Below are 26,523 nucleotides of genomic sequence, written 5' to 3' on the forward strand. Positions count from 1 at the left end.
TCCGCTGCGAGCCATACAGTCCAAGGCCGATGGAGAGGCGACCATGCCCTGGAGCACCGGGTTGCGTAACGTTTATGACAGAGTGCTGACGTGGGTAAGGAAACGTTGCACCGGCCCCGCGATGCCGAAGCGCTGATGCTTGTGCAGCACGTAGGTGACGATCTGCTCCTCCTCCGCGAGCGGGATCACCACGACGTCGCTGCGATGCAAGGTCTGGGCATGGCCCGCATCCGCAAGTCCCACCCCCACGCCAGCAGCGATGCGGGTGACATAGCCCTGCGCTGTAAATGCCACGTCGGCGACGGTGGTCTGCTCCGTGTGGCGGCGCACGATATCGCGCATCTGCGCAAACATGCCCGGCAGGCGGTCTTCACTGCACGACAGCAGCGGAAACGCCAGCAGTTCCCGCAGCGAGACCACCGAGCGGGAAGCCAGTTCATGGGTACAGGGCAGCATCGCCATGAGCCGGTACCTCCATGCCGGCCGCTGGGCGATCGCGTCATCTTCGGGAACGCCAAACGAGAAGCCGATATCCAGATCTTCGTGCTTCAAGGCGGCCGCCAGTTCGCGCGCCCGCATCTCGATCAACTCCAGCGGCACTTCCGGTGCAACGCTCTGCCAACGAAGGAAGCACTCCGAAAGCAAAGGCTGCGAGATCCCATCGGCCACGCCGATGCGCAGCGGTGCCTGGTAGAGGGAGTGGGTCTGGCGCACAGCGCGTTTGGTCCGCTCGAAGCGGATGAACAGCTTGCGCGCTTCCTCCAGCAGCCGCGCCCCAGCCGGGGTCAGCAGCAGCTGGCGCGGCTTACGCACGAACAGCTGCACGCCCAGTTCATCCTCCAGGTCGCGCACAGCGCGCGACAGCGGCGTCTGGTCGATGTGCACGCGCTCGGCCGCCCGAGTGAAGTTCAGTTCTTCCGCCACAGCGATGAAGTAGCGCAGGTGGCGAAGTTCGATCACGCACTTTTCCCCCTTAGATCAAAAACTCAAAAGTCCACACCCTGAACCTTCACCAATGCTTCGGGGGAACCTATTCTGCGACTACCCAATCTGCATGTTGGTGACCCCATTTCGGTCGCCTCGTGATAAGGCCTTCTCCGGCTTTCTTCTCGCGCCTTCTGTGTCAGCGGTTTACGTCCACCACAACGCGACCACGGACTTGCCCGGCGAGTAATTCGGAGGCAGTGGCAATGGCCTCGCCGAGACCAATCTCACGCGTCATCAACGCCAGCTGTGTCACATCAAGGTCGCGCGCCAATCGCTGCCAAGCCAGCAGGCGCTCTGGCAGAGGGCACATCACACTGTCAATACCCACCAGCGTCACGCCGCGCAGAATGAACGGAGCGACCGTCGCCGGAAAATCCCTGCCTCCGGCCAACCCGCAGGCGGTCACAGTGCCGCGATACTTCATCTGCGCGCAAATATTGGCCAGCGTGTGGCTACCGACAGTATCAACGGCTCCTGCCCAGCGCTCCGCTTCCAGCGGCTTTCCCTGCGCACTGAAGTCAGTCCGCGCCAGAATCTCCTTGGCTCCGAGTTGCTTCAAATAATCGGCCTCCTGTGGCCGCCCGGTTACCGCTGCTACCGCATAGCCAAGCCGGCTGAGCAAAGTCACCGCAACACTGCCGACACCACCTGCGGCGCCTGTGACCACCACAGGCCCATCTATGGGCTTGACGCCATGCCGTTCCAACGCCAGCACACACAGCATCGCGGTGTAGCCGGCAGTCCCGATCGCCATCGCCTGCGCCGGTGTGAACGCATCTGGTAGCGGGACAAGCCAATCGCCGCTCAAACGCGCACGCTGTGCCAAACCGCCCGTATGCGCTTCACCAACGCCCCAGCCATTCAGCACAACGCGGTCACCTGACTGCCAGCGCGGGTGCTGACTTTTGATCACCGTGCCAGATAGATCGATGCCTGGCACCATTGGAAAGCGCTTGACGATGGGTGCCTTGCCAGTGATGGCGAGCCCATCCTTATAGTTCAGCGTAGAGCGCTCAACCTGCACGGTCACGTCGCCTTGCGACAGTATTCCTTCGTCTATGTCACGCAAGGTGGCGCGATAGCCGGATTCGTCTTTTTCGATGAGGATGGCTTTGAACATTGCCTACTGCCCTGACAAAGTGATTGAAGAGTCGCGACGTGCACAAGAAGGATGATCAATGCTGCAAGGCGAGTAGACCGGCGCTTCGCCCCCGGCCACCTCGCGAAACAACGCAACGGTCTTTGTTGGATCCAATCCGTCATCTCTGGTGACAAAGCGAATCTTGGCCCCACGCACACCGCCCTTCGCGTTGACAGCTGAGAAATAGGCCGCCGCGCCCAACTGAGTTTCTCGTGCGTAGAACGACACAGGACCGCTGAAAGGCGCGACTTGGGCAACGACGATTTCTTTCTCTGCCGCGTACACGCTGCACACGAGAACTGCGAAGAGAAGCGCCGCACCCAAGGCTCGGATGCGCTGCCGCACGCCCCTCACGACCGGGAGGGAGGTCAAATGAGAATGGAGTCCGTCCATCTGAATGGAACCAATCAGAAGCGCCAGCTAATGCCGGCATGGACCAGCAGCGGGTTCAGGCGTATCGAGGCTTCCGCGGGTGGGCCACCGAACGCAGGAACCGTGCCCCTGGCCGTCGTCTTCACGTAGATCTTCTTGATATCGAGAAAGAGCCCCCATCCGTTGGACAGTGGCACATCGACCCCCACCTGCAGCACGCTGCCCCATGCACTCTTCACGTCCAGCTCCGCGACCGCACCGTCCTTGGACTCCAGTACGGCCGTGTAGTTGATGCCGGCTCCCACATAGGGTTTGAACGAACCGGCGTCAAAGTGATAGTGCGCGGACAGCACCGCAGGACCGTACTTCACTCGGCCCAGTTGCAAGCCATCGACTGGGCCGCCCTTTCCGATCAAGGTGGTGGTCGGCGGCAAGCCCGCGGTCAGCGACACGATGACGGACGGAGCCACTTCGTAGCCTATCTCGACGCCCAGCGAAACATTGTTCTTGGCATCGGCGTTGGCGCCATTGACAGGGGCGCCCGCGACAACCAGTCGCGTATCGGTATTGAACTGAACCCCGACCGGGCCGACGTGCGCCCAGAACTTCTTGTCGGCCGATTGCGCGTGAGCGGTCAGGGTGAGCATCATCGAGAATGCGGATGCAATGCGCATCCAGAACAGCTTTGACATAAGGTGCCTCCTTTGTGTGATATCGCTTCGAAAGAGCGATGCTGATGAACCTGTTTGAATGACGCGGACCTGCATTCCGTCTGCAAGCCGGCCTTGACTTGAAGCGTTGGCGCAGACTGTCGTAAGGCAGATCAAACGTCGATTGCGTGCACCGCCTTGATCTTTTCGCGCAGCACGGTCTTCTGGACCTTGCCGGTGGACGTCTTGGGCAATTCACCGAACTCGAATCGGCGCGGCAACTTGAATCCGGCTAGGTGAAGGCGGCAGTGATCTCGCAATTCCTCCGCCGACACCGAGGCGCCGGGAAGCAGCTCGACGAAAGCACCGGGCGTCTCGCCCCAGTGCGCGTCAGGACAGGCCACGACCGCAGCCATCAGCACTGCCGGGTGAAGGCTCAGCACATCTTCGACCTCGATGCTCGAGATGTTCTCGCCGCCGGAGATGATGATGTCCTTGCTGCGGTCTTTGACCTTCAGATAGCCGTCTGGATGCTTGACCGCCAAGTCCCCGGTGCGGAACCAGCCCCCGGCGAATGCATCCGCAGTGGCTCCGGGGTTCTTCAGATACCCCTTCATGACGATGTTGCCGCGGAAAACCACCTCGCCAATCGTTTCGCCGTCCGCCGGCACAGGCGCCATGGTCTCTGGATCGACCACATCCACGGCGTCCTGCAAGTGGTAGCGCACCCCTTGCCGGGCGTTCAGGCGCGCCAGTTCGTCCGGATCGAGACCATCCCATTCGAGTTGCGGCTCGCACACGGCGGCGGGACCATAGACCTCCGTCAGGCCGTAGACGTGCCGCAGTTCGAAGCCCATCCTCGACATCTCCGCCAGCAGTGCAGCAGGCGGCGCGGCGCCTGCCACCATGGCATGTACCCGATGACTGATGTGCGCGCGGCAGGATGCGGGAGCGCTGGCCAGCAGCTTGTGCACGATCGGTGCGCCGCAGTAGTGCGTCACGCGATGCTCTGCGATCAGTGCCAGCGCTTTCTCCGCATCCACCCTGCGCATGCAGACATTGACGCCGGCCCGCGCGGCGATGGTCCAGGGAAAGCACCAGCCGTTGCAGTGAAACAGAGGCAGCGTCCACAGGTAGACGGGATGCCTCGGCAGATCCCACTCCAGGATGTTGCTCACCGCGTTGAGGTACGCCCCGCGGTGGTGGTAGACCACGCCCTTTGGCCGGCCCGTCGTGCCCGACGTGTAGTTCAGGCAGATCGCATCCCATTCATCAGCGATGGGCACACCGTCGAAACGCTCGTTGCCGTCTGCCAGCAGCGTTTCATAGTCGACTGTGGCACTCGCGGCCGGCTCGCCGCCAAACGATGCATCAGCCACATCCACCACGAGCAGCGACTGCCCGCAGCCTCGGATGGCTTCGTCGGCCAGCGGCGCGAACTCGCGATCAACCAGCAGTACTCGTGCCTCGGCGTGTTCGAGCATGTAGCGGATGCTGTTTGCGTCCAAACGCGTGTTGAGCGCATTGAGCACCGCGCCAGCCAACGGCACGGCGAAGTGGAGTTCAATCATCTCCGGCGTGTTCGGCAGCAAAGCCGCCACCGTGTCGCCGGGCTCGATGCCACGCCGACGAAGGGCCGATGCAAGGCGCCGCACACGGGCCCAGGTCTCGCGCCAATTGCGCCGCACGTTGCCATAGACGATGGCCGTGCGGTCACCGTGAACTTCGGCCGCACGACGGATGAAGACGAGGGGAGTGAGCGGCGCATGGTTGGCCGCGTTGCGTTCCAGTCCGGTAGTGTCCATGATCGTGCCCTTGACGGCGTCATCCCGCCTCGCTGGAAACCGGCTCTGCATGGATGCGCTCGTGCTTCTGCAGCTTGAGCAGGTCCAGCGCGACATCGACGATCATGTCTTCCTGGCCGCCGACCATGCGGCGCTTTCCGAGTTCCACCAGGATGTCCACGGTCTTCAAGCCGTACTTCTGGGCCGCCACCTCCGAATGGCGCAGGAAGCTGCTGTACACGCCGGCGTAGCCCAGCGCCAGCGTCTCGCGGTCCACCCGCACCGGGCGGTCCTGCAGCGGGCGCACGATGTCGTCGGCCGCATCCATCAGCTTGTACAAGTCACAGCCATGAGCCCAGCCGAGGCGTTCCGCGGCGGCGATGAACACCTCCAGCGGCGCGTTGCCAGCGCCAGCGCCCATACCGGCCAGGCTGGCATCGACGCGGTCGCAACCTTCCTCCACGGCCACGATGCTGTTGGCAACGCCCAGGCTCAGGTTGTGGTGGGCGTGAATGCCGGTTTCGGTCTCGGGCTTGAGCACGTCCTTGAAGGCGCGGAACCGCATCCGCACGTCATCCATGCACAAGGCGCCGCCGGAGTCGACCACGTAGCAACAGGTTGCCCCGTAGCTTTCCATCAACTGTGCCTGCTTGGCCAGGCCCTGCGGGGTGTTCATGTGGCTCATCATCAGGAAGCCAACGGCCTCCATGCCCAGGTGGCGGGCGTACTCGATGTGTTGTTTGGAGATGTCGGCTTCGGTGCAGTGCGTGGCCACGCGCACGATGCGCGCGCCGGCGTCGTAGGCGGCCTTCAGGTCGTGGATGGTGCCGATGCCCGGCAGCAGCAGCGTGGCGATCTTCGCGTGCTTCACCACGCTGGCCACGGCCTCGATCCACTCCAGGTCGGTGTGGGCGCCGAAGCCGTAGTTGAAGCTGCCGCCCTGCAGGCCATCGCCGTGGGCGACCTCGATGGAGTCCACCTTCGCCTCGTCCAGCGCGCGGGCGATGGTCCTGGCGTTCTCAACGCTGTACTGGTGGCGGATGGCGTGGCTGCCGTCGCGCAGCGTCACGTCAGAGATGTATATCTTCTTCTGTGTCATGGAAGTGTCCTCAGGCAACCAGGGTGGCGAGCAAGCGCTCGGCCATCTTCTCGGCGGTGCGCAGCGCGGCGCTGGTCATGATGTCCAGGTTGCCGGCGTAAGCCGGCAGGTAGTGGGCGGCGCCTTCGACCTCCAGGAAGATCGAGGTCTTCAGCCCGGTGAGACGGTCGCCCACGCCGGGGATGCGAATCGGCCGGTCGGATTCGATACGGTCGAACTGCACGCGCTGCTTCAGGCGGTAGCCGGGCACGTAGACCTGCACCGCGGCGGCCATGCGCTGCACCGAATCCTCGATCTTGTCGGTGTCGGCGAAGTCGCTCAGGGTATAGACCGTGTCGCGCATGATCAGCGGCGGCTCGGCCGGATTCAGGACAATGATGGCCTTGCCCTTGGCCGCGCCGCCGACCACCTCGATGGCCTTCGACGTGGTTTCGGTGAACTCATCGATGTTGGCGCGCGTGCCGGGGCCCGCGCTCTTGCTGGAGATGCTGGCGACGATCTCGCCGTAGTGCACGTTGGCCACGCGCGACACCGCCGCCACCATCGGAATGGTGGCCTGGCCGCCGCAGGTGACCATGTTGACGTTGTTGGCGTCAAGGTGGGCCTCGCCGTTGACCACCGGGATGCAATAGGAGCCGATGGCCGCCGGCGTCAGGTCGATCATGCGCAGTCCGGGCTTGTGCTGGCGCAGCAGGGCGTCGTTCTTCACGTGCGCGCCGGCGCTGGTGGCGTCGAACACAACGTCGATGTCGGCGAACACCGGCAGGCGCGTCAAGCCTTCGGCGCCTTCGTGGGTGATGGCCACGCCCATGCGCTGCGCGCGCGCCAAGCCGTCGGAGGCAGGGTCGATGCCGACCATGGCGCCCATTTCGATGTGCTGGCCATGCCTGAGGATCTTGATCATCAGGTCGGTGCCGATATTGCCGCTGCCGATGATGGCAGCCTTGAGTTTTCGGGTCATGGTGATGCTCCTTGGAATCAGTTCGCCATCGCGTCGGGTCGCAAGGCCTGCTGCTGTATGCGCGAGACCGGGATGACCCCGGCAGTGAATGGGATCGTTCGCACAGACTTATTCCTTCGCGAAGGCGGCGGTCACCGATCCAAGTCCGGCTATGCGTACATCGAATACATCGCCCCCCGCCACGGCGACCATCGGCCCCAGCGCACCGGAAAGCACGGTATCGCCAGCACGCAGCGGACGACCGGCCCGGGCCATGACCTTGGCCAGCCAGAGCGTTGCGTTGAGCGGCGAACCCAGGCAGGCCGACCCTGCGCCAGAGGACACCGGCGTGCCTTGCCGTTCCATCACCATGCCTGCCTGGCGCGCATCGAAGTCACTTAGCCGCTTCGGCGTGGAACCCAGCACGTACAGCCCCGATGAGGCGTTGTCGGCAATGGTGTCGGTGATGCGGATATCCCAGTTGGCTATCCGCGAACCCACGATCTCGATCGCCGGAACCGCGAACTCGATGGCGCGAAAGAGATCTGCCACGGTCAGTTGATCGCCTTCGAGGTCACGGCCGAATACAAAGGCAATCTCGGCTTCGACCTTGGGCTGAAGCACGTCCTTGAGGGAGACCTCTTCACCCTCGGTACGTGCCATGTCGGCGAACAGCATGCCGTAGTCCGGCTGTCCCACCCCGAGCTGCTTCTGGACGGCCACGGAGGTCAGTCCGATCTTGCGCCCCACCAGGCGTCGCCCCGCCGCCAGCGCCCGCTGGGTATTGATCTCCTGCACCGCGTAGGCTGCCTCGAGATCCTTCTCGCCGATCAGGTTGCGTACCGGCGCCACGGCCACCCCGGTCCGGGCGGCCTCGTACAACAGGTCGGCGACTTCACTTGCCGCGCTGGTCGGCACCGTATCCGGTTTGCTCATTCGATATTTCTCCTCGGTTCATGTCTTCTGTGATTTCCGTGTGCCCTGCCCTGTCGGTCGGGATCGACTGCATAGGCGGGTGCAGGCGGAGGTCAGCCTGACGCCCCGCCAGGCTCGCGGTTCATGCTGGCGGCTGGAACTTGTGCCCCCAGATGCTGATGCGGTCGTAGCGCACCACCGACCAGCGGGGAGTCACCTCGCGGGCACCCCAGCCATACTCGACCGCGAAGCCCGAAGGCGTGGCCCCGTAGAACGAAACCATGTGGTCGTTCGTATGCCGGCCGAGCGTCATGACGATCGCGCGGTCTGCATCGAACTTGTCGTAGGCCAAGCCAACGTCGTCCATGCTGTTGGTTTGCAGCATGAAGTGATGGAGCTTCTTCGGCCCGGGCAGCTTGCCAAAGGCGAAGGTGTGGTGGCGGCCGTTGCAGTAGAGGAAGTAGACGGTCAGGGTCATCCCCTCGCCAACCGTCCAGTCGATGACGTCGGCAAGCTGGAAACCCAGCCCCTTGGTATAGAAGGCGAGTGCTGCGTCCACGTCCGGGACATTCAGCACATAGTGGCCGATGCCCTGATCGCCGGTCTGGAATCCCGTGACGCCGGTGGGCGAAGCGAACGGCCGCTCGAACAGTTCGGTGCCACCGTAGTAGACCTCGACCCGATTGCCGAACGGATCGGAACAGGAAATCAGCCCGAGCACACCGCGCTTGGCGGCCAGCTCTGCACCTTCGACCTTGACGGCAACGCCGTGGGCCTCCAGGCTCTCCTTGACCTCTTGCAGGCCTGTCTCACTGTCCACTTCGTAGCCGGCAAACAGATAGTCGTCCGCCGTGCCCTTGTTGACCGACAGCCGCCAGGCGCGCGAGTCGATCCGGAACGTTGCCTCCGTCTCGCTGGCGGAGGCTTCCATCGCGCCTAGCTTGCCGGTGACGAAAGAGCGCCACGCAGGCACATCCGCAACTTCGAAGCCCATATAGCCCAGTCTTTGAATGCTCATGTCATTTCTCCTTTATCAAGCGAAGTGTTTATCGAGCTGCGCGCCAAGACTGGCTTCGAACAAGCCGCGCACGCCCATGCCGCCGTCGAAGTTCAGCACGCTGCCGGTGAGCGGAACCGTGTCCGCGCGCGTCGCGAAAAAGACGTAGGCTCCGGCGTATTCCTCGGCCGTGGCCACCCGTCCGGTCGGCAGAACGGGATTGAGCATGTCGGCCAGCGGCATCGTCGCAATGGTTTGGCCTTGCAGACCCAGCGTCTTGAGCCCGCGCAGGTCGCTGCCGAGGATCCCTCCAGGGGCAATGCCGTTGACACGGATGCGAGGCCCCCATTCATGCGCGAGCTGCTTGACCAGTCCGATCACGGCATGCTTGCCCGCGGTGTAGAGAACGCCACCGCCTCCAGGGTAGAAACCGGCATTCGACACGGTGAAGATCGCACTGCCTTTGCTCTTGTACAGCGCGGGCAACGCGGCCTTGGCGGCCAGGATGTAGCCCTTGACGTTGATCGCGAACATCTCGTCGAAGGCCTCCGAGATCCCGTCGTCGGGAATGTCCGCCAGTTGGGTCAGGTAGTCCCAGACGCCGGCATTGCCGACCAGGCAGTCGAGCTTGCCGAAGGTCTCGGCGCAGCGGGCCACGGCTTCGCGGTGGCTGTCAAGCGACCGGACATCGCCCTCCACGCCAACAACGGCATCGCCATGGCGCTTCCTGATCTCCTCCAGGCCTGCCGCCGACTTGTCCAGCACCGCGACGCGGGCGCCTTCCGCGACATAGCGATCCACGATCGCTCGCCCCAGACCGGCACCGCCACCGGTCACCAATGCCACTTCACCTTTGAGTTTCATGCTCAGTCTCCTTAAAGTGCACGCACGAGATCCCGCATGCTGTTTGAAAAATCTGCCAGCCGTGCCGGCTCGATGGCCGCACGCGCTTCCACCAATCGGGCCGCCATCGCGAAGTCACGCGGCGCGTCGACCGCGACGACGGCCTGAACCCTTCCGTCCCGCACCCGGAACAGCAGGGCCGCGCCATCCCCCAGCGTGCCGCGCAAGACGAACTCGCCAGGTCCTTCGATATCGCCTGCCATCTGCATCCGATGCCCGGCGATTTCCGTCCAGGACACGGGCACCTGAGGCGCCGATCCCTGCTTTCCCAGAATGGCCGCTGCCACCGCAGCGGCCTGTCGCTGCGCGTTCATGTAGGTTTCGAGCGAACGCCTTCCGCCATCGCGCAGCGGCCAACTGGCCGCATCGCCGACTGCGAATACCCCTTCGGCAAGCGTCGCGCCGTGGTCATCGACAATGACGCCCCGGTCGCAAGCCAGGCCCGCCTGACGCGCGAGTTGATCCGCGGGCTCGGCGCCGATGCAGATGAGCGCGTTGTCGGCAGCGAAGCGGCGTCCGTCGCTGGCCAGTACCTCTTCGAGCCGCTCGTCGCCGTAAAAGCCAGCCACGCCCGTTCCCAGCTCGACCTGCACGCCGAGTTCCGTCAGCAGGCCGCGCAGCCAGGCACCGATGCGCCGGCCCAGTACACGCACCAGCAGTTCATCGGCAGCTTCCAGAATCGTCACGGCCAGACCGATCTTGCGCGCCGTCGTCGCGACCTCACAGCCGATCAATCCGCCACCTGCGATCACCAGTCGCGTTGAAGGGGTCCAGCCCAGGCGCAACGGCCGCACGTCGTCGTAGGTGCGCAGCGTGACAACGCCGGCCAACTGACTCCCAGGCAGCGCAAGCGTTCGTGCCCGGCTTCCCGTGGCGATGACAATGGCGTCCGCAGCGAGCGTGGTTCCGTCGTCCAGGCTGAGCGTTCGAGCGTCCACGTTCAAGCCGGTGACGCTTCTGCCGGACAGCATCTCGATGCGCGCCTCGCCGTACCAGTCGGCCTCCGCCAATACGGGGGGGTGCTCGAGACTGCCTCCGAGCACGTCTTTCGACAAGGACGGGCGGTCATAGGGCAGATGCGGTTCGCTTCCAATCAGCGAGATCCGCCCATCAAAGCCCTCGGCACGCAGGGCTTGTGCGGTCGTGAAGCCCGCCACACCATTGCCGATGATCGCCACATGCACCGCCATCACTTCACCTCGCCGGCGTCGAGATCGACGTGCACGTCGCCGTGTTCCACTTTGATGGGAAACACCTTGAGCGGCTTGCAGGCCGGCAGCGCCTTCACCTTTCCGGTCCGCACGCAGAACTTGCCGAAATGCAGCGTGCACTCGACGATGCCACCGTCCAGATAACCATCGGACAGCGCCCAGTTTCCATGCGTACACGTGTCCTGTACTGCGAAGAACTCGCCGTCGACGTTACAGACCATCACCGGCTCGGGGCCGCCTTCATGGCGCTGCATCTCGCCTGGCGGCAGGTCAGACTGCCGCATGATGTACGTCCAAGCCATGACCTACCCTAGAAGAAGAAGCTGAGGTTGTTGGCCAGGATGGTGCTCTGGTCGATCAGGATGGTCCGATTGACGATCTCGAACCCAGCCTCTGTTTTGGTGCGACGCAGGGTGTCGCGGCGCTCGCCGGCAAAGATGTCGAGTTGCCGTTCCAAACGATTGCGATACACGATGAAGGCGCTGGAGATCTCGTACTCGCCTTCCACCGCGCCATCCGCGATCATCACGTTGCTCACGAGATGCCGGGTGCGCGATGCCGGGTTCTCCGACCAGCTCACGTCGGAAGTGATCTTGCGCATCCGGCCTTTCATCATCGCGGCGTCGTCGTCGAAGTGCGCGTACTCGCCAGTGCCCGAATACTCCAAGCGCGAATCCCGCATGATCCGCGTGGTGCGGATGGGCATGAAGTAGTGGATGTCGGCAGCCAGCAGCGCAAACCACTCTTCGAAGCGACGATCGTTGAGCAGTTTTGCCTCCCAGTAGTAGAACTGCTCGATTTCGTGCTGCAGTTCGGGCGGCACCGGCGCGGGTTTGCGGAGAAAGACGTCGGATCTCTTGACAGAATCAAGCATGGTCATTCCTTGTTGATTTGAAATTTAAGAAGGGTCGCTGTATCGACCTCGGCTCGAAGTGGAATGTGGCCCTTGGCCAGCGCGGCTTCGCGATGCGAGGTGTCGTCGGATTCAGCGTGTGGCGTTCAGCGCGGCCCAGTCAGGCGAGGTCATCATCCGCAGCCACTGGGCATACATCCCACGAGCCGCTTCTTCGCTGTAGACGTTGCTGATGCGCCCGGGGTACACCGGATCGTTGTCAACGGTCTGACCCATGCTCATTTCCGCATTGAACGGACGACTGCGTGCCTTGTGGCCGCGCAGGATGTGCTGAATCTCGACCCAGTTCTCTCCGTCGTCCTGCTCGAAAACACCGCCGGCGGAGAAAGTGCGCAGCGTCTGGCGACGGAACTCTTCCTTGATGTCGTCAGGCGCATCGGCGTCGACCACCGTGAACGCCCACACCTCCACCTCGTTCGGCCCGCGTGGATGCCATGTCCGAACCGTGTTGATGCCTGGAAGGAAGGAGCACGTGGGAAACACGGTCATGTGCTCGGCCATGAGTTTGGAGCCGCGTTCGACGCTGCCCAGGCGCTGGGCCGCCTTTTCCGACGCGGGGCCTTCGGTCCAATAGCTGGTGATCTTCGGCCCCATGATGGCAAGCAGGAGATTGGGGTCTCCGATATAGAAGCCCGTTCCGTGCCCACCCCACAACGCACGGTATTGCTTGCCGACTGTCGGCGGAGCGAGATCGGCAAGCTCAACGCCGTCCGGCAGACCAGCCAGGATGCCGGAAAGGTGCGAGGTCGTTCCAGCGTGGTACATGTCGCTGCAGAACTGTTCGGCGGCAAATTTCCAGTTGCAGGGGATGACCCACTTCTGCACACCCGGGATGGCTTCGGTACCGGCCTCGGTTCGGTCGAGCATGTGGTCCATGTAGAACTTTGCATCACCCAGATAGGTGTCCAGGTCCGGTGCGTCCGGGTCCCAGTTGGCGAATATCAGACCTTTGTAGGTCGCGACCCTGGCCTTCAAGGGGCTCCACTCCTTCTTGTTCAGACAGGCGAAGGATTCGGCCTCGAAGGGAACATTGACGAGGTTGCCCGCCGTGTCGTAGGCCCAGCCGTGGTAGCTGCAAGTGAACGCCTTCGCGTTGCCGGCATCGGAGCGGCAGATGCGCATGCCGCGGTGGCGGCACTGGTTCAGGAACACGGCGATGCTGCCGTCCTTCTGCCGCACGACCAGGACCGGGTCCTCGCCCATGTAGTTCGTGGTGTAGTCGCCCGGCTTCTTGATCTGGCTTTCATGCCCCAGCAGAAGCCACGATCTGCCGAAGACGCGCTCCAGTTCGAGCTGGTACAGGTCTTCATCGGTATAGATGCGCGGATCGATACGTCCGGCGCGCTCGTCAAAGAGCGCTTGCATTTCGCTGGCGTTCCAGTTCTTGCGCAGCTTGATGGGGGATGTGTCGGTGTGATTCATTGTCTCCTCGCTTTTCATGGGGGTGGATGGGGGTAGTGGGTGATTGCGCGCTTTCGAAGTCGATGGGCACCTTGGTCCTGAAATCAGTCCTCCGTGGCAAGGAAGTCGTCGACCAAACGGATGAAGCCTTGGTTTTGCTCGATCTGCACCCAATGGCCGCATCTTCCAAAGACATGCAACTGCGAGGGCTCGATCAGCTGGTTGAGGCGCAACGACGTTTCAAGGGGAACCACGCGGTCGTCGCGGCCATGCAGGAGCAGCGTTTCATGCCGGATCGCCCGGATGTCCTGATCGGAGCTGGCCAGCGCATCCACCCAACGCTGCCGCGGGGCGGGGAACATGGACGCGAAGGCCTCCTGGAAGCCGGGCCTGATGCTCGCGCCGTAGCGCAGTTCCGCCAACTCATCGGAAACGAGGCTTCGGTCGTAGGCAAAGTAGTCCATGACCTTGCGCATGTTCGGCGCGGACGGCTCATAGCCCCACACGGCTTCCAGTCCGTCGGTGAGCTTGAAGCTCACGCCCGCCGATCCCATCAGCACCAGTCGGCGGACCCGGTGCGGAAACCGGACGGCAAAGGCCAGGGACAAGCCACCGCCGAACGAATTCCCCACGAGATCAACACTGTCGAGTTCCATGGCGTCAAGGATCCCGGCCAGATGCTCGACCCACGTATCGAGGCCATAGCGAATCCCCTGCGGCCGTTCCGTGAAGCCGAAGCCCACCATGTCCGGTGCGATGACGCGCCGGCGCCGGGACAACTCGGGCAAGACCGTCCTCCAGTTCGCCCAGGCGGTTACGCCAGGGCCTGAACCATGAACGAGCACGACCGGCTTGCCGGCGCCGACGTCATGAAGATTGGTGTCGATGCCGCCGGCTCGCACCATGCGACCGACTTCTGCGTTTGCATTCGTCATCTGCGGGACTCCAGGTGCGGTGCGACCCAGCAGTCGGCCGGAGGCAGCGCGCTGCCTCCGATCGCCGCAATGTGGTTGCATGAATGAGCGCCGCAGGGCACTATTGCCTCCATACGTAAGCGTCTTTTTTCAATCAGCATGTCGTCACTTTCAATAAATAACGTTATTCTTTCAATGAGACGATTTTGCATGCATGCTCGAATTTTCAGCTACAGGGATAACCCTATGACGACCCTCCACTTCACGCCTAGAGTCCAACGACGGGCCAACTTGGCATTCAGTGGGGTTCCGCCGAAGTGCAGAGGCGCTGCGGCGCATCAGCCGGGGAAGAACCCTCTCGGCACAGACATTCAGTCGGATGGGAACGAGCAGACCGGCAACCCCGCGTTGTGGCCAACTCAGAGCACATGCCCGCCCGTCTGGCTACCCGAGGCTTCAACGGCATGTGGGCGGCCGTTGCCGCTGCTTCGTGTGGCTGCCGGCACGCTGGTCCTGCGACGCGGCGTGTGGCATGCGGCGGCTTTGGCTTCTACGGCGGACCTCGGGTGGCACGGACCGACCCACGGCGACCATGCGGAGCGGTCTTGCGGCCTGCGTCATCGCGCGTACAGGGGGCCACTCCATCCGTTGATCGCACAACCGGGAAAATGCCGATAGCGGCCAAACAACGAAACGAAAACCATGACACAGCAAGATCAAGCAGTTCTGACTCGATTGGTTGAGTCGGCAAAGCTGGCCGAAGGGCCAGCAGCGGAACCCGACCTCGGCCCGAAAAGGCGAAAAGCCTCAACCGCCATCGAGTCCACCTATGCCACCCTTCGCAACCGGATCATCAAGGGAAGCTACCCCCAGGGATCAAAGCTCCACCTCGAAACGCTCAAGTCGTCGCTGGGTGTCAGCGGAAGCACGCTGCGCGAAGCATTAACGCGCCTGATTGGAGAGCATTTCGTCGTCGCCGAAGGGCAGAAGGGGTTCAAGGTCGCCCCGATGTCGCTTTGCGATCTCGACGACCTGACGAACGCACGCATCACGTTGGAAACCACGGCCCTCGTCGAGAGCATCCAACTCGGTGGCGGCGACTGGGAAGACCAGCTTGTCACCAGTTTCCGTCGACTGGCTCGGGCGCAGGAGTGGCTCGAAGCCGATCCGGTAGAGGCCTTCGACGCTTGGGAAACGAGGAACCAGGAATTCCACAACGCGCTCGTGGCCGCCTCTCCGTCCAAATGGCTCGCGAACTTCAGAGGAATCTTGCTTCACAACTCCGAACGCTATCGCAGGTTGTCCGGTGCGCAAGGCCCACTTCCTGTCGAAGTGCACGAGGAGCACAAGGCAATCTTCGAAGCCGCGATGGCCCGTGATGTGGATCAGGCGGTTTCGGCGCTTTCGCAGCACATTCGCCGAGCCGCCAATGTAATCCGTTCCAACGGATTGCTAAAGGAGCAGGAAGAATCCAGATGACGCTTCTCGCGCTCGGCCTCGTGACCATGTGCATGGTGGCCGCGAAATATCCGGGTTAACGCAACACGGCGAGTTCGAGCCATCACGGATTGACAACGATCCACGAGACGACCGACTCAACGAGAAGCGCCGCGCTGAAGACCAAGGTTCCAGGTTACCGACGATCCCCGTACCACGGCGCTGAGCTGCTGTCCCAGGCGCTGCTCGATCACGGGCTTCCACGGCACCAGCTGGAAGCCCATGCCGTCGTCGAGCATGGCGAAGCGGCCACTGGCGAGCTGGATGGACTGGCGGTAGACGCCGCTGGCGAGTTGACCGTCCTGCACCGGGCGCCAGGCCTTGCCGGTTTGCTGCTGTAGTTCCTGGCCCACCTGGGCCAGTTCGCGGTCGCGCAGGATGGCCAGCAGGCTGCGCGCCAGGATGACGCGCTGGCCCCGACGCTCGGCCATCCCCTGCCGGACCAGGAAGTCCACACGCTGGTCCATGGCCTCGCGTACCTGCGCGCCGAAGCCCTGCCCGGCCGGTCGGCTGTTGGCGTCGTCCGCCACCAAACCGCGGTCCAGCCAGGTCGCGCCCATCGCCTTGACTTGCTGCTCGATAGGCAGGTGCGAGCGCAGTTCGATGGCATGCCCTGCGGCCTTGTGCGCATCGTGCTGCCGGGCCTTCTGCAGCAGATCTGGCGGCACGGCCCAGACGCCATCAGCCACGCGCTCCACGATGCCGCTGCGGCGCAGCGCTTCGAGCCGGCGCACGTGCACTTCGGCCGTGGCCTGCGGATCGCGGTCGCCCATCTGCGCGAGCTGGTCCTGGTGGCTGGCCGTGGTGTAGATGCCGTCCCTGGCCACCGCCAGGATCTTGCGGTCCACGGCCCTCACCTGCGCAGGTGGCCTGGCCTCCACGATGCCGTCGATGGGCAGCTCGGCCAGATCGGTGCCGGCCGGCAGCTTCAGGTAGTGCGCCCGGCCGTCGATGCCATCGACCACCAGATAGGGCCGGTCGTGCAGTTCATCGTCCAGGCCCTTGGCCGCGATGCGCCCGATGACGGGTGCATCCGCCGGCGGGTCCGTCACCAGCTCCCGCTGCTCACCCTTCATGGCGCGGTGCATGGTGCGCAGGATGTCGTCGCGCTCGCCCATGGCGGCCAGGGTCTGTTCCATGCTGGGCGAGAGCTGCCAGCGGTTGGCATCGATGCGCTCGGCCAAAGCCATCGCTTCGAGCCGCTGCAGTCGCGCGCGCAGCAGGGTCTGGCGCTGCGCTCCCTGGGCAGTGCCCGGCGCCTCAGTCAGGTCCACGACGTTCACTGTGGCCTGCCGCTGCAGTTGCCGGTCCAGGCTGGTCAGGCGATGCTGGTCCACCTCGCGCTGCAGGCTCCGACGCATCTCGGCCTCGGTGCGCGGGCCCAGCCATTCGGTGGTGATCTCGCTGGCTCGCAGCCGCATGCCGTGGGCCATGTAGTCGGGCGCGATCACCAGGTCGCGGCCCTGGCGCCCGCTGCCGATCCAGCCCCGCAGCACGATGTGGGTATGCGGGTTGTCGGTATCCCAGTGGTCTACCCCCACCCAGTCCAGCGGCGTCTCCAGGTCGGTCTCCATGCGTTGCATGAGCTGGCGGGTAAAGCCCTTGAGGTCTTCCAGGTCCACGGCGTCCTCGGGCGAGACGATGAAGCGGAACTGGTGGCGGTCGCCCCGGCCGCGCTCCTCGAAGCCCCTGAGGTCCGCCGCGTCGGTGTCGGCACCGTAGGCCTGGCCCTTCTGGCCGTCCCGGGTGACGCCCTCGCGCTCGATGTAGCGCAGGTGCGCCGAGACGGCGGTTGCGCCGGCGCGCCTGAGCACCACGAAGCGGGACTTGATGACCACTCGCCGGGCGTTCGCGCCCAGGCCGCGGCCCGCCATGCCAGCGGCCACGCGGCCCCGGCCGAAGGTCGATGCCGGGCGCGCGCCGCGTGCGCCCGAGGCCTTGGCGCCGGACTTGGAGACGGCCTTGAGCACTTGCGACACGAAGCCCTTCGGCTTCGCTCCGGAGCGCGCCTTGGGCGGGCTCGGGCGGACGCGGAAGTGGTCTTCGTCAGCGGATGCCATGGTGGAACCTCCAGCGCATCAGGGCGCAGTGCATCGGGAACGGCACGCGCAGGCAGCCCGCAGCGATGGCGAAACGGCTCCCGCACGGCACACGCGGCCGCAGGCGCGGTGCCGTGCCCAACCCACGTGCAGACTGGGCAGGCGGGCGAAGACGTGCCGGTCCTTTTCTCTTGCCCTCCGCCTGCGCCCCCGCATCCGCTCCCGGCTCCGGCGAGCCGCCAGCCGCGCACGGGGCACGCAGCGCAGCCCGTAAGGCCGCGCGGGTGCAGCGTCCGCTGCACGCTGGCGCCGGGATCCCTGCACGTTGGAGTGCAGGCGAAGCGCGGCTTCGCCTGCAGTTCGGCGGCAAGGCTGACGCACGGATGGATGCAGCATCGGCGCACGGCCGGTGCATGGCTGGCGACAGGCTCATGGTGCACCCCATGTCCACAGTGGCCGCGCAACGCCGAGTACGGCGGACGCATCGACAGGCCCGAAGTAGCGGCTGTCGAACGAGGCCGGATGCGTGTCGCTGAGCAGGAACAGTTCGCCCTCGGCCAGTGCGCGGCATGGCGCCCACGGCTGCAGAGGCCGATGCGCGCCGTCGTGCGCGAGCACGGTTGCGACGACAGCGCCATCGACGTGCACGATGCGCCCCCGAACACACACCGGCTGCGGCGCTACGGCGCCGACGCGCTTGAGGATGGGCACGCCCGCAGGCAGGTAGCCGCGCTGCGCCGCGAACGTGGCCACACTGGCGGGAAGCCGGACCAGCACGATGCTGCCAACCGGCAGCGAGCCGGGATGGGCAAGCGATGCGATGCGGTACCAGCCGCGCGCCACGCTGGCGCTGGGGTTGTAGACGATGCGCGCGGAAGGTTGCATCAGGGCCGGCGCGCACAGCGCCGCCAGGCCGATACCTGCCACGGCCAGCAGCGCCGCCCGAGACATGCGCGGCGTCATCGCAGCGCCTCGCGCGCGAGATGCGCCGCATGGCGCTCTGCCGTATACGCCGGTAGCGGCCGGCGTGCCGCCAGCCGGTTTCCCACCATGCGCCAGTAGATGGTGGCCACCACGCACGGATCAATGCCGTCCGTCTCGATGGCATCGATGGCGGCGAGCACCGCCTTGACGGCCGGTTCACCATCGGCGCGCAGCAGAATGCGCGCGCCGGGCGACACGCCGGCCACGCGCTGGGCGTCATCAAACGACATGGGCGCCTGCAGCACCATGAGCTGCCACAGTGCCGTGCCGTAGTCGTTGCCCAACCACTTGATGCGACAGCAGACCGCGCCCGGCGCGAACAGCGCGGCGCGCCGCCAGCGGTCCAGCACGGTTTCGCGCACGGGCCGGCCGAAGCGCAAGTAGACGTTCACGCGGTGCTCGACGAAAGCGAGCGACACGCGCATAGGAGTGAAGCGCGGCGGCAGCGCCGCCCGCGCCGAGGCCTGCATGCCAGGTGCCCGCGCCGGCATCATGGCCGTGCCTCCGGGTATTCACGCTCCAGCAGTTCGCGCAGCATGTCGGCGGCCGTGACGCCGCGCTGGAACGCGATCACCTTGATGCGTCCGCGCAGCGCTGGCGTCACGTCGATGGTCAGCCGGGCGGTGAAGACCGCCGCCTTGGCCTGCGCAGCGGCGGCATCTTCACGATGCACCCAGGCCGTGGCCGGATCGGCCGCAGGCCGGCGGCCGATCGGCGCGCGGCGCCGCTTCGGGGAATCGGCGGTGCCTGTCATCGCAGCACCTCCCTGCTCTCTTCCAGTGCATCGCCGAGCACGTTCTGCACGTTCTGCACGGCCTGTGCGAGCGCCGCGATCTCGCGCGCGGCCGCGCCCTTCGGCGACACCTCCCACACCAGCTTGCCCGCCGCCACGCAGTCGGCGAACGCGATGCGCTGCGCAATGTCGGCGTGCAGCGTTGGAAACGGCTGATCCGCGAGCGCGGCACGCGCCTCGCGTCCGATCACGGTGCCGACCACGCGCCGGTTGATGACGAAGGCCGCGCGCAGCGCAGGCCGGAACACCCGTGCCTCGGTGATGAGACCCACCATCTCCTGCGTCGCCCATACGTCGTAGGCGCTGGGCTGCACGGGGATCAGCACCAGGTCGGCGGCCAGCAGCGCGGAGCGCGCAAGCGCCGCGACCCGGGGCGGGCCGTCGATCACCACGTAGTCGGCCTGCAGGGCGATCTCGGGCACTTCCCGGTGCAGGGTGTCGCGCGCCAGCCCGAAAACCCCGTAGAGCCGCCCCTGGGCGCTCTGCAGGCGCCGCTGTGCCCAGTCCAAGGCCGAGCCCTGGGGATCGGCGTCGATCAGCGTCACGCGCCTTCCCTGCCTGGCGAACTCGCCGGCCAGGTGCGTGGACAGCGTGGTCTTGCCTGCGCCGCCCTTCTGGTTCAGCAGCGCGATGACCTTGCCAACCCCATTGGCCGGAGTTTCTGGGAAGCTGTTTTCAGATACACCGGATGCGAGACTGCCTGTTTTTTGCGCAGCGGTGTTGGCGCCCCATCTTTTATTCATAGAGTTAGTCCTTGTTATGGATAAAAGTTAAGGAAGGCCCAAACCGTTGCAGGGCGCGGCTTGCGGAAGGTTTTGCGCCGGTGATTTCCCGATGGCGGCGTCGGCGATTTCCCGACTCCCGCGCCGGTGATCTCCCGAGTCCGTCCCCGCGCTATCCACAGCTTCTTCAACAGGTGCTGTGAATAAGTCGCCCCGGTCGGGTGTGCCGGGATCGGGCCGGAAGGTCAGCCACTCGGTGCGGCCGGCCCATTCGATGGCGAGCCGGTAGCCCGGCAAGGCCTGGCGCAGCACCAGGCCGCGCAGGTGCAGCGCGAAGTCGCGGTAGCGCTGCAGGCTGCCGGACTTCTGGTGCAGGTGGCGCATGTCGAAGCGCCACCCGTTGCGCTGGCGCCCGCCGTGCTTGCGCACGAGGCGGTACAGCCAGCGCTCGATGCCGCCAGTGAGCCGGAAGTACGCGGGATCGAGCGTGAGCACCAGCGCGTCGTCCATCACGCCGCAATAGAACCAGTCCGGCAGGATCAGCTCGATGCCGTCGGAGCGGCCATCGGGCCGCACGTGCTCCTGCCATTCGTTGATCCACGAGAAGCGGTGCATGCGCTTGCCGGCCTGTCGGATCGAGGTGAGCACCGTGGTGGACTGCAGCCGGTCCAGCGATGCGCGCAGCCCGAGGTATTCGGTCCGGCCCGTGGCGCGCTGGGCGAAGCGCAGGATCTCGTAGGGCGTGGCGGCCATCAGGCGCGAGGTGGGCCGGCCCTCATCGCGCGCCTGCACGATCTGGCTGGCGGCCCAGATCAGCACGTCGGCGTCCCAGATGGTGGCGATGCCGTGCTCGGGCACGCCTTCGACGGTAAGCGAGACGCCACCGGCATCGAAGCGGATGGGCACGGTGCGCCGGGACTTGGCCAGGCTGAAGAAGGGATAGGCCATCAGGTCCTGCGCGTCGCGCAGGGCCATGTCGTCGCCCGGCAGCGCGCGGAACAGCGCGAGCTGTTCGCGTTCGCTGGAGCGCCGGGACATGGCAGACACCTTCGATTTCCGCTCAGCGCACCGAATCCCGCATCACGTAGCCGGGGTCCGAGGTCATACCGTAGGTGTGGCTGTCGGCCCAGGTGCGCAGGTCCGCCATGGCGTAGACCACGCGCGCGCCGAATTTCCGAAAGCGCGGTCCGCCGCCCAGCACGCGGTGCTTCTCCAGCGTGCGCGGCGACAGCCGCAGCAGCGCGGCTGCCTCGTCGGTGGTCAGGAATTCAGGTTTTGCGGCTGCAGCCGGCACCGCAGGGGCGGGCTGCGGCGCAGCCGCTGCCGCGCCGCGCGAAGGGATCGAATGTCCTGCTGCCATGAAGGCCTCCATCTCGGTGGATGGGCCGCAAACGATTCGCGGCCCGATGGAGGCAGTCTGGGCAAAGGGGGGTGGGCTGCGAAGGGAGATTCGGTGGCCAGTCTCGTCTCCGTGGGCAGGCGCTAACCGGGGCGCACGCCAGCGAGCCGGAGGTAGCCGCCCGCCATCAAGGCCTTCGCACGGGAGAGGATGTGGCGCATCTGGGCGCGCAGGTCGCTGTCGGCGTGCCAGCGGCCGGCAGCGGCATCGGCGCCGAAGACCGCTTCCGCGATCTCCCGGTGGCCGCAGCCGGCCTGCAAGGCATCGAGTGCCTGCAGGCCGCGCATGTGCAGCAGGTCCATGCGCGAAACATGGCGAAAGGCCGGTGCGTGGTGTTCGCCGCGCAAGACCTGCAGCGCGGCGGAGGCCGCCGCGGCTTCGCCGCCAGGCGGCAGGGAGAGTCGGCAAGCCGAGCCCTCGGCCAAGGCGGGAGACACGCTGGTCTGCAACCTTTGCCGGCCGTCCAGTGCGCAAAGAATCAGATCGGCTCCCGCATGCAGCAGGTGCTTGCGGCCACGGATGCGCCACAGGCCGAAGACCGGACCATCGCCCACGCTGCCGCGCACCTGCGCGAGGCGCAGGTGCGGCAACCGGTCTTCGGCGCCGATCCAGACCGGATGCGCCTCGCGCGCATCCAGGCGCGGATCAAGATCGACATCGCAAGCCCCAGCGTGGTGCGATGGCGGCGCGCCGCTTGCGGGGCGCGCCGAGCCAGGCCACGCGGTAGCCGGGATGCCGGCGCAGATACTCCCATGCCAGCGTCGGCCCATCCAGGTCCAGCGCATAGAGGTAGGCGGCCGAGGCAGCCCAGGGCGCGGGGGTGAGATCGCTGTGCATCGTCATGGCGGCAAGCTCCTTCGGTTGAAGATGGCAAGCTGCCATGGATCAGGCCGGTGTGGGCCGCTTTCCCGTCGGGGCAGCGCAGCGCGGTGCGCCTGCGCGGTAACTTCGGCATCCGAGCGTATCCGCCGGAAACCAGTGGCCCTTAGTCTGTGATCATGCCGTCGCGCTGCGCGTCCGCCACGTAGGCGGACAAGGTCTTGCGTGGGCGGTACTGCGGCTCCACCGCCACGGGCAGGCCCTTCGGACCCTTGATGCCGGCCAGCATGGCCAGGCTCACCTCGCCCAACTCAGGGAACCCGGTACCCGCGTCGATGAGCCCGTAGGCCAGGTCGCCATCGGCGGCCAGGGCCGTGAGCACCCAGGCAGCGCCGGCATCCGGCGTGTAGAGCTTGACCACCGGATACGGATCGCTGTCTTCGCCGCGCGCCCTGGCAACACCGTTGGCCAGCATCCGGCGGCGCTGCTCATCGGTCAGAAAGGCCATGGAAGCTCCAGGAGTCAAAGAGGGCCGGCCTCTAGGCCGGGCATACCGTGGGGCATGGGTGAGCGCTGTGCCTGCCTTTGCATAAGCGGGAATTCTAGGTCCGTCCCGCGTGCATTGGTGAAAAATAGTTATCTTTAACGTGGTTTTAATAGGCATCCATCGCGACGCTTGCTGCGATGCAAGCAAAGCGAGGAATCCAGCGTGGAAGACCCGTCGGCGCAACGACCTTCGAGGCCGCGCCGGCCCTGGCCTTTGGCGCAGCCGTGCGCGCGATCCGCACGGAGGAAGGCATCGCCCAGGAAACCCTCGCGCATCTGGCCGGCATCGAACGCTCGCACATGGGCAAGATCGAGCGCGGCGAGCACATGCCCACGCTGGCGGTGATCCTGAAAATCGCACGGGCACTGGGGCGTAGTGCGGGGGAACTCATTCTTGAAACCGAGGCCCGGCTACCCGGCAATTGACTGCGATACAGATGCACAGCAATCGCAAGAGCAGCCTGCGTATCCCGCAGAAGAAACTGCGAAAGCCCAGTTCCCTTCGCGCGACGCCCAAGAACAAGAAATGGTGGCGCTTCGGTCTGTCAGAAGGCGCTTTGACCAAAACAAAGCTCTTCGTCGGCGTGCTGGTCACCTTGGTTGCGTTGGTCACCGGCCTCCTGACACTGCTGAAGGTTCATGCCAGCGACGAGGAGACGTTCAAGCGCTATGCGGATCGTATCGTCGCGTGGCACTACAAGACGGAGCTTTGGCACGGCTACTTCAGCAACTTCTTCGAAGGCATCGTGAACCTAGAGGAGATGAATCTTTCCAACGACTCATCGATGACACTGGCATTGCAGGCATCAGGCAACACCATTGACGGTGGTATGTCGGAAAAGAGGCTGTGCGGAATCTTCCCTCCAAAGGACTTCAAACTTGTACGGGGCACCATTTCTCATTTCGGAAACAGCGCAGAGATTCAAATTTACGAGTTTGTGCAGGGGCACACGAAGGTCTACGCGGAGTTCAAGCTACATCATGATGGCCTGGTCCTTGAAATCACACCGAAATGGAACTCGCGTTGGTTCGGGCGCGACACCATTCGATTGATTCAACACCCTGAATCCACCATCGATACCGGCTTCAAGGAAATGGAGGGCACCTGCAAGGAAGAGCATGCCCGGTTCCGTGAAATGCTGCGGGAAAGCTATGAGCGACTCGTCGAGGAAGGAGCACTGAAGCAGCGCACTCCTCCCGATGAGACGTCAAGCGGTGCGAGCGCACCGCATCAATGATCAGCCCTTGAGCCGACGCATCTCCTCGGCCAGCATCCACAGCGCCCGGTTGAGCTTCAGGTTCTGGTCGATGCCCTGCACCGCCCGCGTGCGCATCCGGCGCCCGGTCGCGCTGCGTCCCGGAATGCCTCCCTGCAGCAGGTTCTCCTGGGTCCGGTTGAACGTGGACCACAGGTCGGAACGCGCATCGGCGCTGCGCCGGGCTTCCAGCACCTGCGTCTCGGTGATCGGTGCCGGCCGCACCGGATCGGGCTCGTACTTCAGCGCCAGCGCCGCCCGCGCAAAGATCGCCTGCTCCTGGGCATCCAGCGTGATCGCACGCATTGCGTCACGGCGTTCGCGCACCAGGTCGAACCCGTCGAGCACCTCGTAGGCGCCCTCGATCACGCGGTCCACGATCTGCCCCTTGTGGTGCACGCGCACGTCCGAGAACGTGTCGCCGAACACCAGTCCGTTGCTGCACGCATAGCGCAGCAAGCCCGCGATCAGCTGGTAGCTGCTGGTGCCGTCGTGCGAGTTGAGCAGCACGATCTCGTTGGCCTCGGCATCGCCGATGTGCCGCGCATGGCGCAGCCGCACCATGTGCTTGGTGAAATCGCGCCGGTCGTCCTGCCGCACGCGCGTCTGGCAGACCATGAACGGCTCGAAGCCTTCCCTGCGCAGCGCGGTCAGCACCTCGCCGGTCGGGATGTACGTGTAGCGGTCGGACCGGCTCGCGTGCTTGTCCAAGGCGAAGATGGACGGCGCCACCGCGCGGATCTGGTCGTCGGTCAGCGGCGAGCTACTGCGCAGCGACGGGGAATGATGAGCGAAACGGGATGCGAGTTGCATGATGGATCTCCGAAAGGAAGCCGGGCGGGATTGCCCGAGCCCTCCGGGTCACGGCGCAGCGCAGCAGTCAGGGTTCGCAGACGGCCATCCTGCAAGGTGGCCGCCAGCGTGCAAGGCACGCGCAGACCTTGACGGCGAGACCGCCGTGGCACGATGGGCTCACCAGCTAGCCAGCCCCACACACACCCTCAGCCTGCCACGGTTTTCCGCAAGCGAAGCGCGCAGCGCCGCAGGCGCGAAGGCGTCAGCGATCGGCGCCCGAATGGGTCGAGACGCCTGGCGGCTCGATGCGCAGCACAAGAGCGCGGTCCGGCATCGCCGGAGACGCACGGAATCGTTGAACCGCAGAACCTCTTTCTCCGAAACCCGACGAAGAGTGAAATCGGCTGTACGCCTTTACGACGACCCGTCAAAGCACAAGGCAGCAAAATCATCTTTACGACGGCCACGGGAAACTCCAGCCACTTCATCCAGCACACCCCACACAACGCCCGCCACCGCCGAGCGAGACGCCAGGTCGATGCCGAACGCAACAAGGCGCCCCGCCGAAGCGGGGCGCCGGGGCGGCAATCAGTCGCCCTTGCTGCGCGTCCAGATCAGGTTGTGCGTGCCGTCCTCGCCCTCGACCAAGCGGGCGTAGATCGTCGCCGGGAACGACGGGTCATCCAGCGTCACCGACAGGTAGGGCCGGTCGGCCTTGCTGACCTTCTTCCAGGCCGCGCCGATCTCCAGCCCCGCCGACGCGACGATGCGGTAGTCCGGGGCGTGCTCGCTGCCCTTGTCGCTGGGCACGATGCGGACCTTGACGTTCAAGGTCAGGGTGCGAACCGTGCCAGTGAAGCCGTTGCCCGAAACGGTGAAGTTGCCGATGGTGCTCATGATGATTTCCTTTCGAGGTGGTGCCAGGTCCGCGCCCATCGCGGCCTTGTGCGGTGATCCGGTCAGGCAAGGTGCCGGGCGCGCCGCACCCGCAGCGCAGCGAAGGGCCGAAACAACGTGGAGGACCGGCAGGCCCGGGAAATTTGCCTCGCGAGGAATGCGCGCAGCGCAGGGGAAATTTGTTGGGCAGGCCGGTTGCGGCGAACAAGCCCGAGGCGCACCGCAACGCAGCGGCAGCGAAGAGAAGGGGTGCCGTGCCCGCGCCAGGATTCACGCTCAAAGACAAGGCCGTGGGAGCGGACCAACGCCTCGCAAAGGACCACGAGCACAGGCAACATCCACACGGCAACCGCCTTCCGGCATGGGTTCGGCCCCGCCGAACGCCAAGCCGGCTGACCAGAGAGTCCAGGGACAGGGCAGAACGCCCCGCCGCATCGGCCCGACAGCAGAGAGGAAGAAAGCAGCGGCAGAGAAGTCAGCATGGCATCCGGCCTGTCGGCGAGCCACCGTCGATCACGGCGATTGCGCCCTGCCAGCATCGAGGACAGC

The 26,523-nt window shown here is 65.0% G+C and carries 30 protein-coding genes and 1 pseudogene; 4 read left to right on the plus strand and 27 right to left on the minus strand.

The window, feature by feature from the left end; translation table 11 throughout:
- Positions 1 to 72: 72 nt before the first annotated feature.
- From PCQ86_RS18265 to PCQ86_RS18335, 15 genes are all read right to left on the minus strand, one after another.
- Positions 73 to 960 (minus strand): LysR family transcriptional regulator, encoded by an 888-nt coding sequence (locus PCQ86_RS18265; protein WP_270174408.1) that lies wholly within the window; start codon positions 958 to 960, stop codon positions 73 to 75.
- 163 nt (positions 961 to 1,123) lie between these two features.
- Positions 1,124 to 2,107 carry an acrylyl-CoA reductase (NADPH) gene (acuI, locus tag PCQ86_RS18270; protein ID WP_270174409.1) on the minus strand — a complete coding sequence of 328 codons (984 nt, stop codon included), beginning with the start codon at positions 2,105 to 2,107 and terminating at the stop codon, positions 1,124 to 1,126.
- Positions 2,108 to 2,110: 3 nt separating this feature from the next.
- Complete coding sequence (locus tag PCQ86_RS18275; protein ID WP_270174410.1) at positions 2,111 to 2,521, minus strand: ABC transporter substrate-binding protein; 411 nt, start codon at positions 2,519 to 2,521, stop codon at positions 2,111 to 2,113.
- Between the two features lie 14 nt (positions 2,522 to 2,535).
- The gene (locus PCQ86_RS18280; RefSeq protein ID WP_270174411.1) at positions 2,536 to 3,192 is read right to left on the minus strand and encodes an OmpW/AlkL family protein; all 657 of its coding nucleotides are present in this window, start codon (positions 3,190 to 3,192) and stop codon (positions 2,536 to 2,538) included.
- Between the two features lie 131 nt (positions 3,193 to 3,323).
- On the minus strand, positions 3,324 to 4,955 hold the full coding sequence (locus PCQ86_RS18285; RefSeq protein WP_270174412.1) for an acyl-CoA synthetase: 1,632 nt from the start codon (positions 4,953 to 4,955) through the stop codon (positions 3,324 to 3,326).
- A gap of 19 nt (positions 4,956 to 4,974) precedes the next feature.
- The gene (gene dmpG / locus PCQ86_RS18290) at positions 4,975 to 6,033 is read right to left on the minus strand and encodes a 4-hydroxy-2-oxovalerate aldolase (RefSeq protein ID WP_270174413.1); all 1,059 of its coding nucleotides are present in this window, start codon (positions 6,031 to 6,033) and stop codon (positions 4,975 to 4,977) included.
- 10 nt (positions 6,034 to 6,043) lie between these two features.
- Positions 6,044 to 6,994 carry an acetaldehyde dehydrogenase (acetylating) gene (locus tag PCQ86_RS18295; RefSeq protein ID WP_270174414.1) on the minus strand — a complete coding sequence of 317 codons (951 nt, stop codon included), beginning with the start codon at positions 6,992 to 6,994 and terminating at the stop codon, positions 6,044 to 6,046.
- Between the two features lie 108 nt (positions 6,995 to 7,102).
- Positions 7,103 to 7,909, minus strand: a complete 807-nt coding sequence (todJ, locus tag PCQ86_RS18300; RefSeq protein ID WP_270174415.1) for a toluene degradation hydratase TodJ — start codon at positions 7,907 to 7,909, stop codon at positions 7,103 to 7,105.
- A 121-nt stretch (positions 7,910 to 8,030) separates the two neighbouring features.
- The gene (bphC, locus tag PCQ86_RS18305; protein ID WP_270174416.1) at positions 8,031 to 8,906 is read right to left on the minus strand and encodes a biphenyl-2,3-diol 1,2-dioxygenase; all 876 of its coding nucleotides are present in this window, start codon (positions 8,904 to 8,906) and stop codon (positions 8,031 to 8,033) included.
- Between the two features lie 15 nt (positions 8,907 to 8,921).
- Positions 8,922 to 9,749, minus strand: coding sequence for a cis-2,3-dihydrobiphenyl-2,3-diol dehydrogenase (gene bphB / locus PCQ86_RS18310; protein WP_270174417.1), 828 nt, complete (start codon positions 9,747 to 9,749; stop codon positions 8,922 to 8,924).
- Positions 9,750 to 9,760: 11 nt separating this feature from the next.
- On the minus strand, positions 9,761 to 10,978 hold the full coding sequence (locus PCQ86_RS18315) for an NAD(P)/FAD-dependent oxidoreductase (protein WP_270174418.1): 1,218 nt from the start codon (positions 10,976 to 10,978) through the stop codon (positions 9,761 to 9,763).
- Positions 10,978 to 11,283, minus strand: coding sequence for a non-heme iron oxygenase ferredoxin subunit (locus PCQ86_RS18320; protein WP_270174419.1), 306 nt, complete (start codon positions 11,281 to 11,283; stop codon positions 10,978 to 10,980). Before PCQ86_RS18320 ends, PCQ86_RS18315 begins: the two co-directional genes overlap by 1 nt.
- A 26-nt stretch (positions 11,284 to 11,309) precedes the next feature.
- Positions 11,310 to 11,873, minus strand: coding sequence for an aromatic-ring-hydroxylating dioxygenase subunit beta (locus PCQ86_RS18325; protein ID WP_270174420.1), 564 nt, complete (start codon positions 11,871 to 11,873; stop codon positions 11,310 to 11,312).
- 111 nt (positions 11,874 to 11,984) lie between these two features.
- Positions 11,985 to 13,334, minus strand: a complete 1,350-nt coding sequence (locus PCQ86_RS18330; RefSeq protein WP_270174421.1) for an aromatic ring-hydroxylating dioxygenase subunit alpha — start codon at positions 13,332 to 13,334, stop codon at positions 11,985 to 11,987.
- Between the two features lie 83 nt (positions 13,335 to 13,417).
- Positions 13,418 to 14,218, minus strand: a complete 801-nt coding sequence (locus PCQ86_RS18335) for an alpha/beta fold hydrolase (protein WP_270175465.1) — start codon at positions 14,216 to 14,218, stop codon at positions 13,418 to 13,420.
- On the opposite strand from PCQ86_RS18335, the gene PCQ86_RS18340 reads away from it, so the two are divergent.
- On the plus strand, positions 14,147 to 14,335 hold the full coding sequence (locus PCQ86_RS18340) for a hypothetical protein (RefSeq protein WP_270175473.1): 189 nt from the start codon (positions 14,147 to 14,149) through the stop codon (positions 14,333 to 14,335). The genes PCQ86_RS18335 and PCQ86_RS18340 overlap by 72 nt on opposite strands.
- A gap of 594 nt (positions 14,336 to 14,929) precedes the next feature.
- A complete protein-coding gene (locus tag PCQ86_RS18345) occupies positions 14,930 to 15,706 on the plus strand; it encodes a GntR family transcriptional regulator (RefSeq protein WP_270174422.1) in 777 nt (258 codons plus the stop codon).
- A 116-nt stretch (positions 15,707 to 15,822) separates the two neighbouring features.
- Here the strand turns inward: PCQ86_RS18345 and PCQ86_RS18350 are convergent, their stop codons facing one another.
- The 10 genes and pseudogenes from PCQ86_RS18350 to PCQ86_RS18395 all read right to left on the minus strand — a co-directional run bounded on the left by PCQ86_RS18350 (position 15,823) and on the right by PCQ86_RS18395 (position 22,988).
- Positions 15,823 to 17,784 carry a DUF3363 domain-containing protein gene (locus tag PCQ86_RS18350; RefSeq protein ID WP_270174423.1) on the minus strand — a complete coding sequence of 654 codons (1,962 nt, stop codon included), beginning with the start codon at positions 17,782 to 17,784 and terminating at the stop codon, positions 15,823 to 15,825.
- A 408-nt stretch (positions 17,785 to 18,192) separates the two neighbouring features.
- On the minus strand, positions 18,193 to 18,726 hold the full coding sequence (locus tag PCQ86_RS18355) for a S26 family signal peptidase (protein WP_270174424.1): 534 nt from the start codon (positions 18,724 to 18,726) through the stop codon (positions 18,193 to 18,195).
- A complete protein-coding gene (locus PCQ86_RS18360; RefSeq protein WP_270175466.1) occupies positions 18,723 to 19,217 on the minus strand; it encodes a DUF2840 domain-containing protein in 495 nt (164 codons plus the stop codon). Before PCQ86_RS18360 ends, PCQ86_RS18355 begins: the two co-directional genes overlap by 4 nt.
- Before the next feature lie 20 nt (positions 19,218 to 19,237).
- On the minus strand, positions 19,238 to 19,501 hold the full coding sequence (locus PCQ86_RS18365; RefSeq protein WP_270174425.1) for a ribbon-helix-helix protein: 264 nt from the start codon (positions 19,499 to 19,501) through the stop codon (positions 19,238 to 19,240).
- A complete protein-coding gene (parA, locus tag PCQ86_RS18370) occupies positions 19,498 to 20,283 on the minus strand; it encodes a ParA family partition ATPase (protein WP_270174426.1) in 786 nt (261 codons plus the stop codon). The genes PCQ86_RS18365 and parA overlap by 4 nt, the downstream gene beginning before the upstream one ends.
- Positions 20,284 to 20,484: 201 nt before the next feature.
- Positions 20,485 to 21,300 (minus strand): annotated as a pseudogene (locus PCQ86_RS18375) (replication initiator protein A); the annotation flags it as partial.
- Between the two features lie 22 nt (positions 21,301 to 21,322).
- Positions 21,323 to 21,622 (minus strand): helix-turn-helix transcriptional regulator, encoded by a 300-nt coding sequence (locus PCQ86_RS18380; protein WP_270174428.1) that lies wholly within the window; start codon positions 21,620 to 21,622, stop codon positions 21,323 to 21,325.
- Between the two features lie 122 nt (positions 21,623 to 21,744).
- Positions 21,745 to 22,251 carry a DNA -binding domain-containing protein gene (locus PCQ86_RS18385; protein WP_270174429.1) on the minus strand — a complete coding sequence of 169 codons (507 nt, stop codon included), beginning with the start codon at positions 22,249 to 22,251 and terminating at the stop codon, positions 21,745 to 21,747.
- 55 nt (positions 22,252 to 22,306) lie between these two features.
- Complete coding sequence (locus PCQ86_RS18390; RefSeq protein WP_270174430.1) at positions 22,307 to 22,504, minus strand: transcriptional regulator domain-containing protein; 198 nt, start codon at positions 22,502 to 22,504, stop codon at positions 22,307 to 22,309.
- A gap of 142 nt (positions 22,505 to 22,646) precedes the next feature.
- The gene (locus PCQ86_RS18395) at positions 22,647 to 22,988 is read right to left on the minus strand and encodes a DUF2958 domain-containing protein (protein ID WP_270174431.1); all 342 of its coding nucleotides are present in this window, start codon (positions 22,986 to 22,988) and stop codon (positions 22,647 to 22,649) included.
- 176 nt (positions 22,989 to 23,164) lie between these two features.
- On the opposite strand from PCQ86_RS18395, the gene PCQ86_RS18400 reads away from it, so the two are divergent.
- Together PCQ86_RS18400 and PCQ86_RS18405 are read left to right on the plus strand one after the other, a co-directional pair.
- Positions 23,165 to 23,452 (plus strand): helix-turn-helix domain-containing protein, encoded by a 288-nt coding sequence (locus tag PCQ86_RS18400; protein ID WP_270174432.1) that lies wholly within the window; start codon positions 23,165 to 23,167, stop codon positions 23,450 to 23,452.
- A gap of 11 nt (positions 23,453 to 23,463) precedes the next feature.
- Complete coding sequence (locus PCQ86_RS18405) at positions 23,464 to 24,264, plus strand: hypothetical protein (RefSeq protein WP_270174433.1); 801 nt, start codon at positions 23,464 to 23,466, stop codon at positions 24,262 to 24,264.
- Here the strand turns inward: PCQ86_RS18405 and PCQ86_RS18410 are convergent, their stop codons facing one another.
- Together PCQ86_RS18410 and PCQ86_RS18415 are read right to left on the minus strand one after the other, a co-directional pair.
- Positions 24,265 to 25,095, minus strand: a complete 831-nt coding sequence (locus PCQ86_RS18410) for a DUF932 domain-containing protein (protein ID WP_270174434.1) — start codon at positions 25,093 to 25,095, stop codon at positions 24,265 to 24,267.
- A gap of 570 nt (positions 25,096 to 25,665) precedes the next feature.
- Entirely contained in the window at positions 25,666 to 25,974 is a 309-nt protein-coding gene (locus PCQ86_RS18415) for a DUF736 domain-containing protein (RefSeq protein WP_270174435.1), read from the minus strand.
- Positions 25,975 to 26,523: the final 549 nt, after the last annotated feature.

The sequence above is a fragment of the Diaphorobacter sp. ED-3 genome, from assembly GCF_027625375.1.
GTDB lineage: Bacteria > Pseudomonadota > Gammaproteobacteria > Burkholderiales > Burkholderiaceae_C > Diaphorobacter > Diaphorobacter nitroreducens.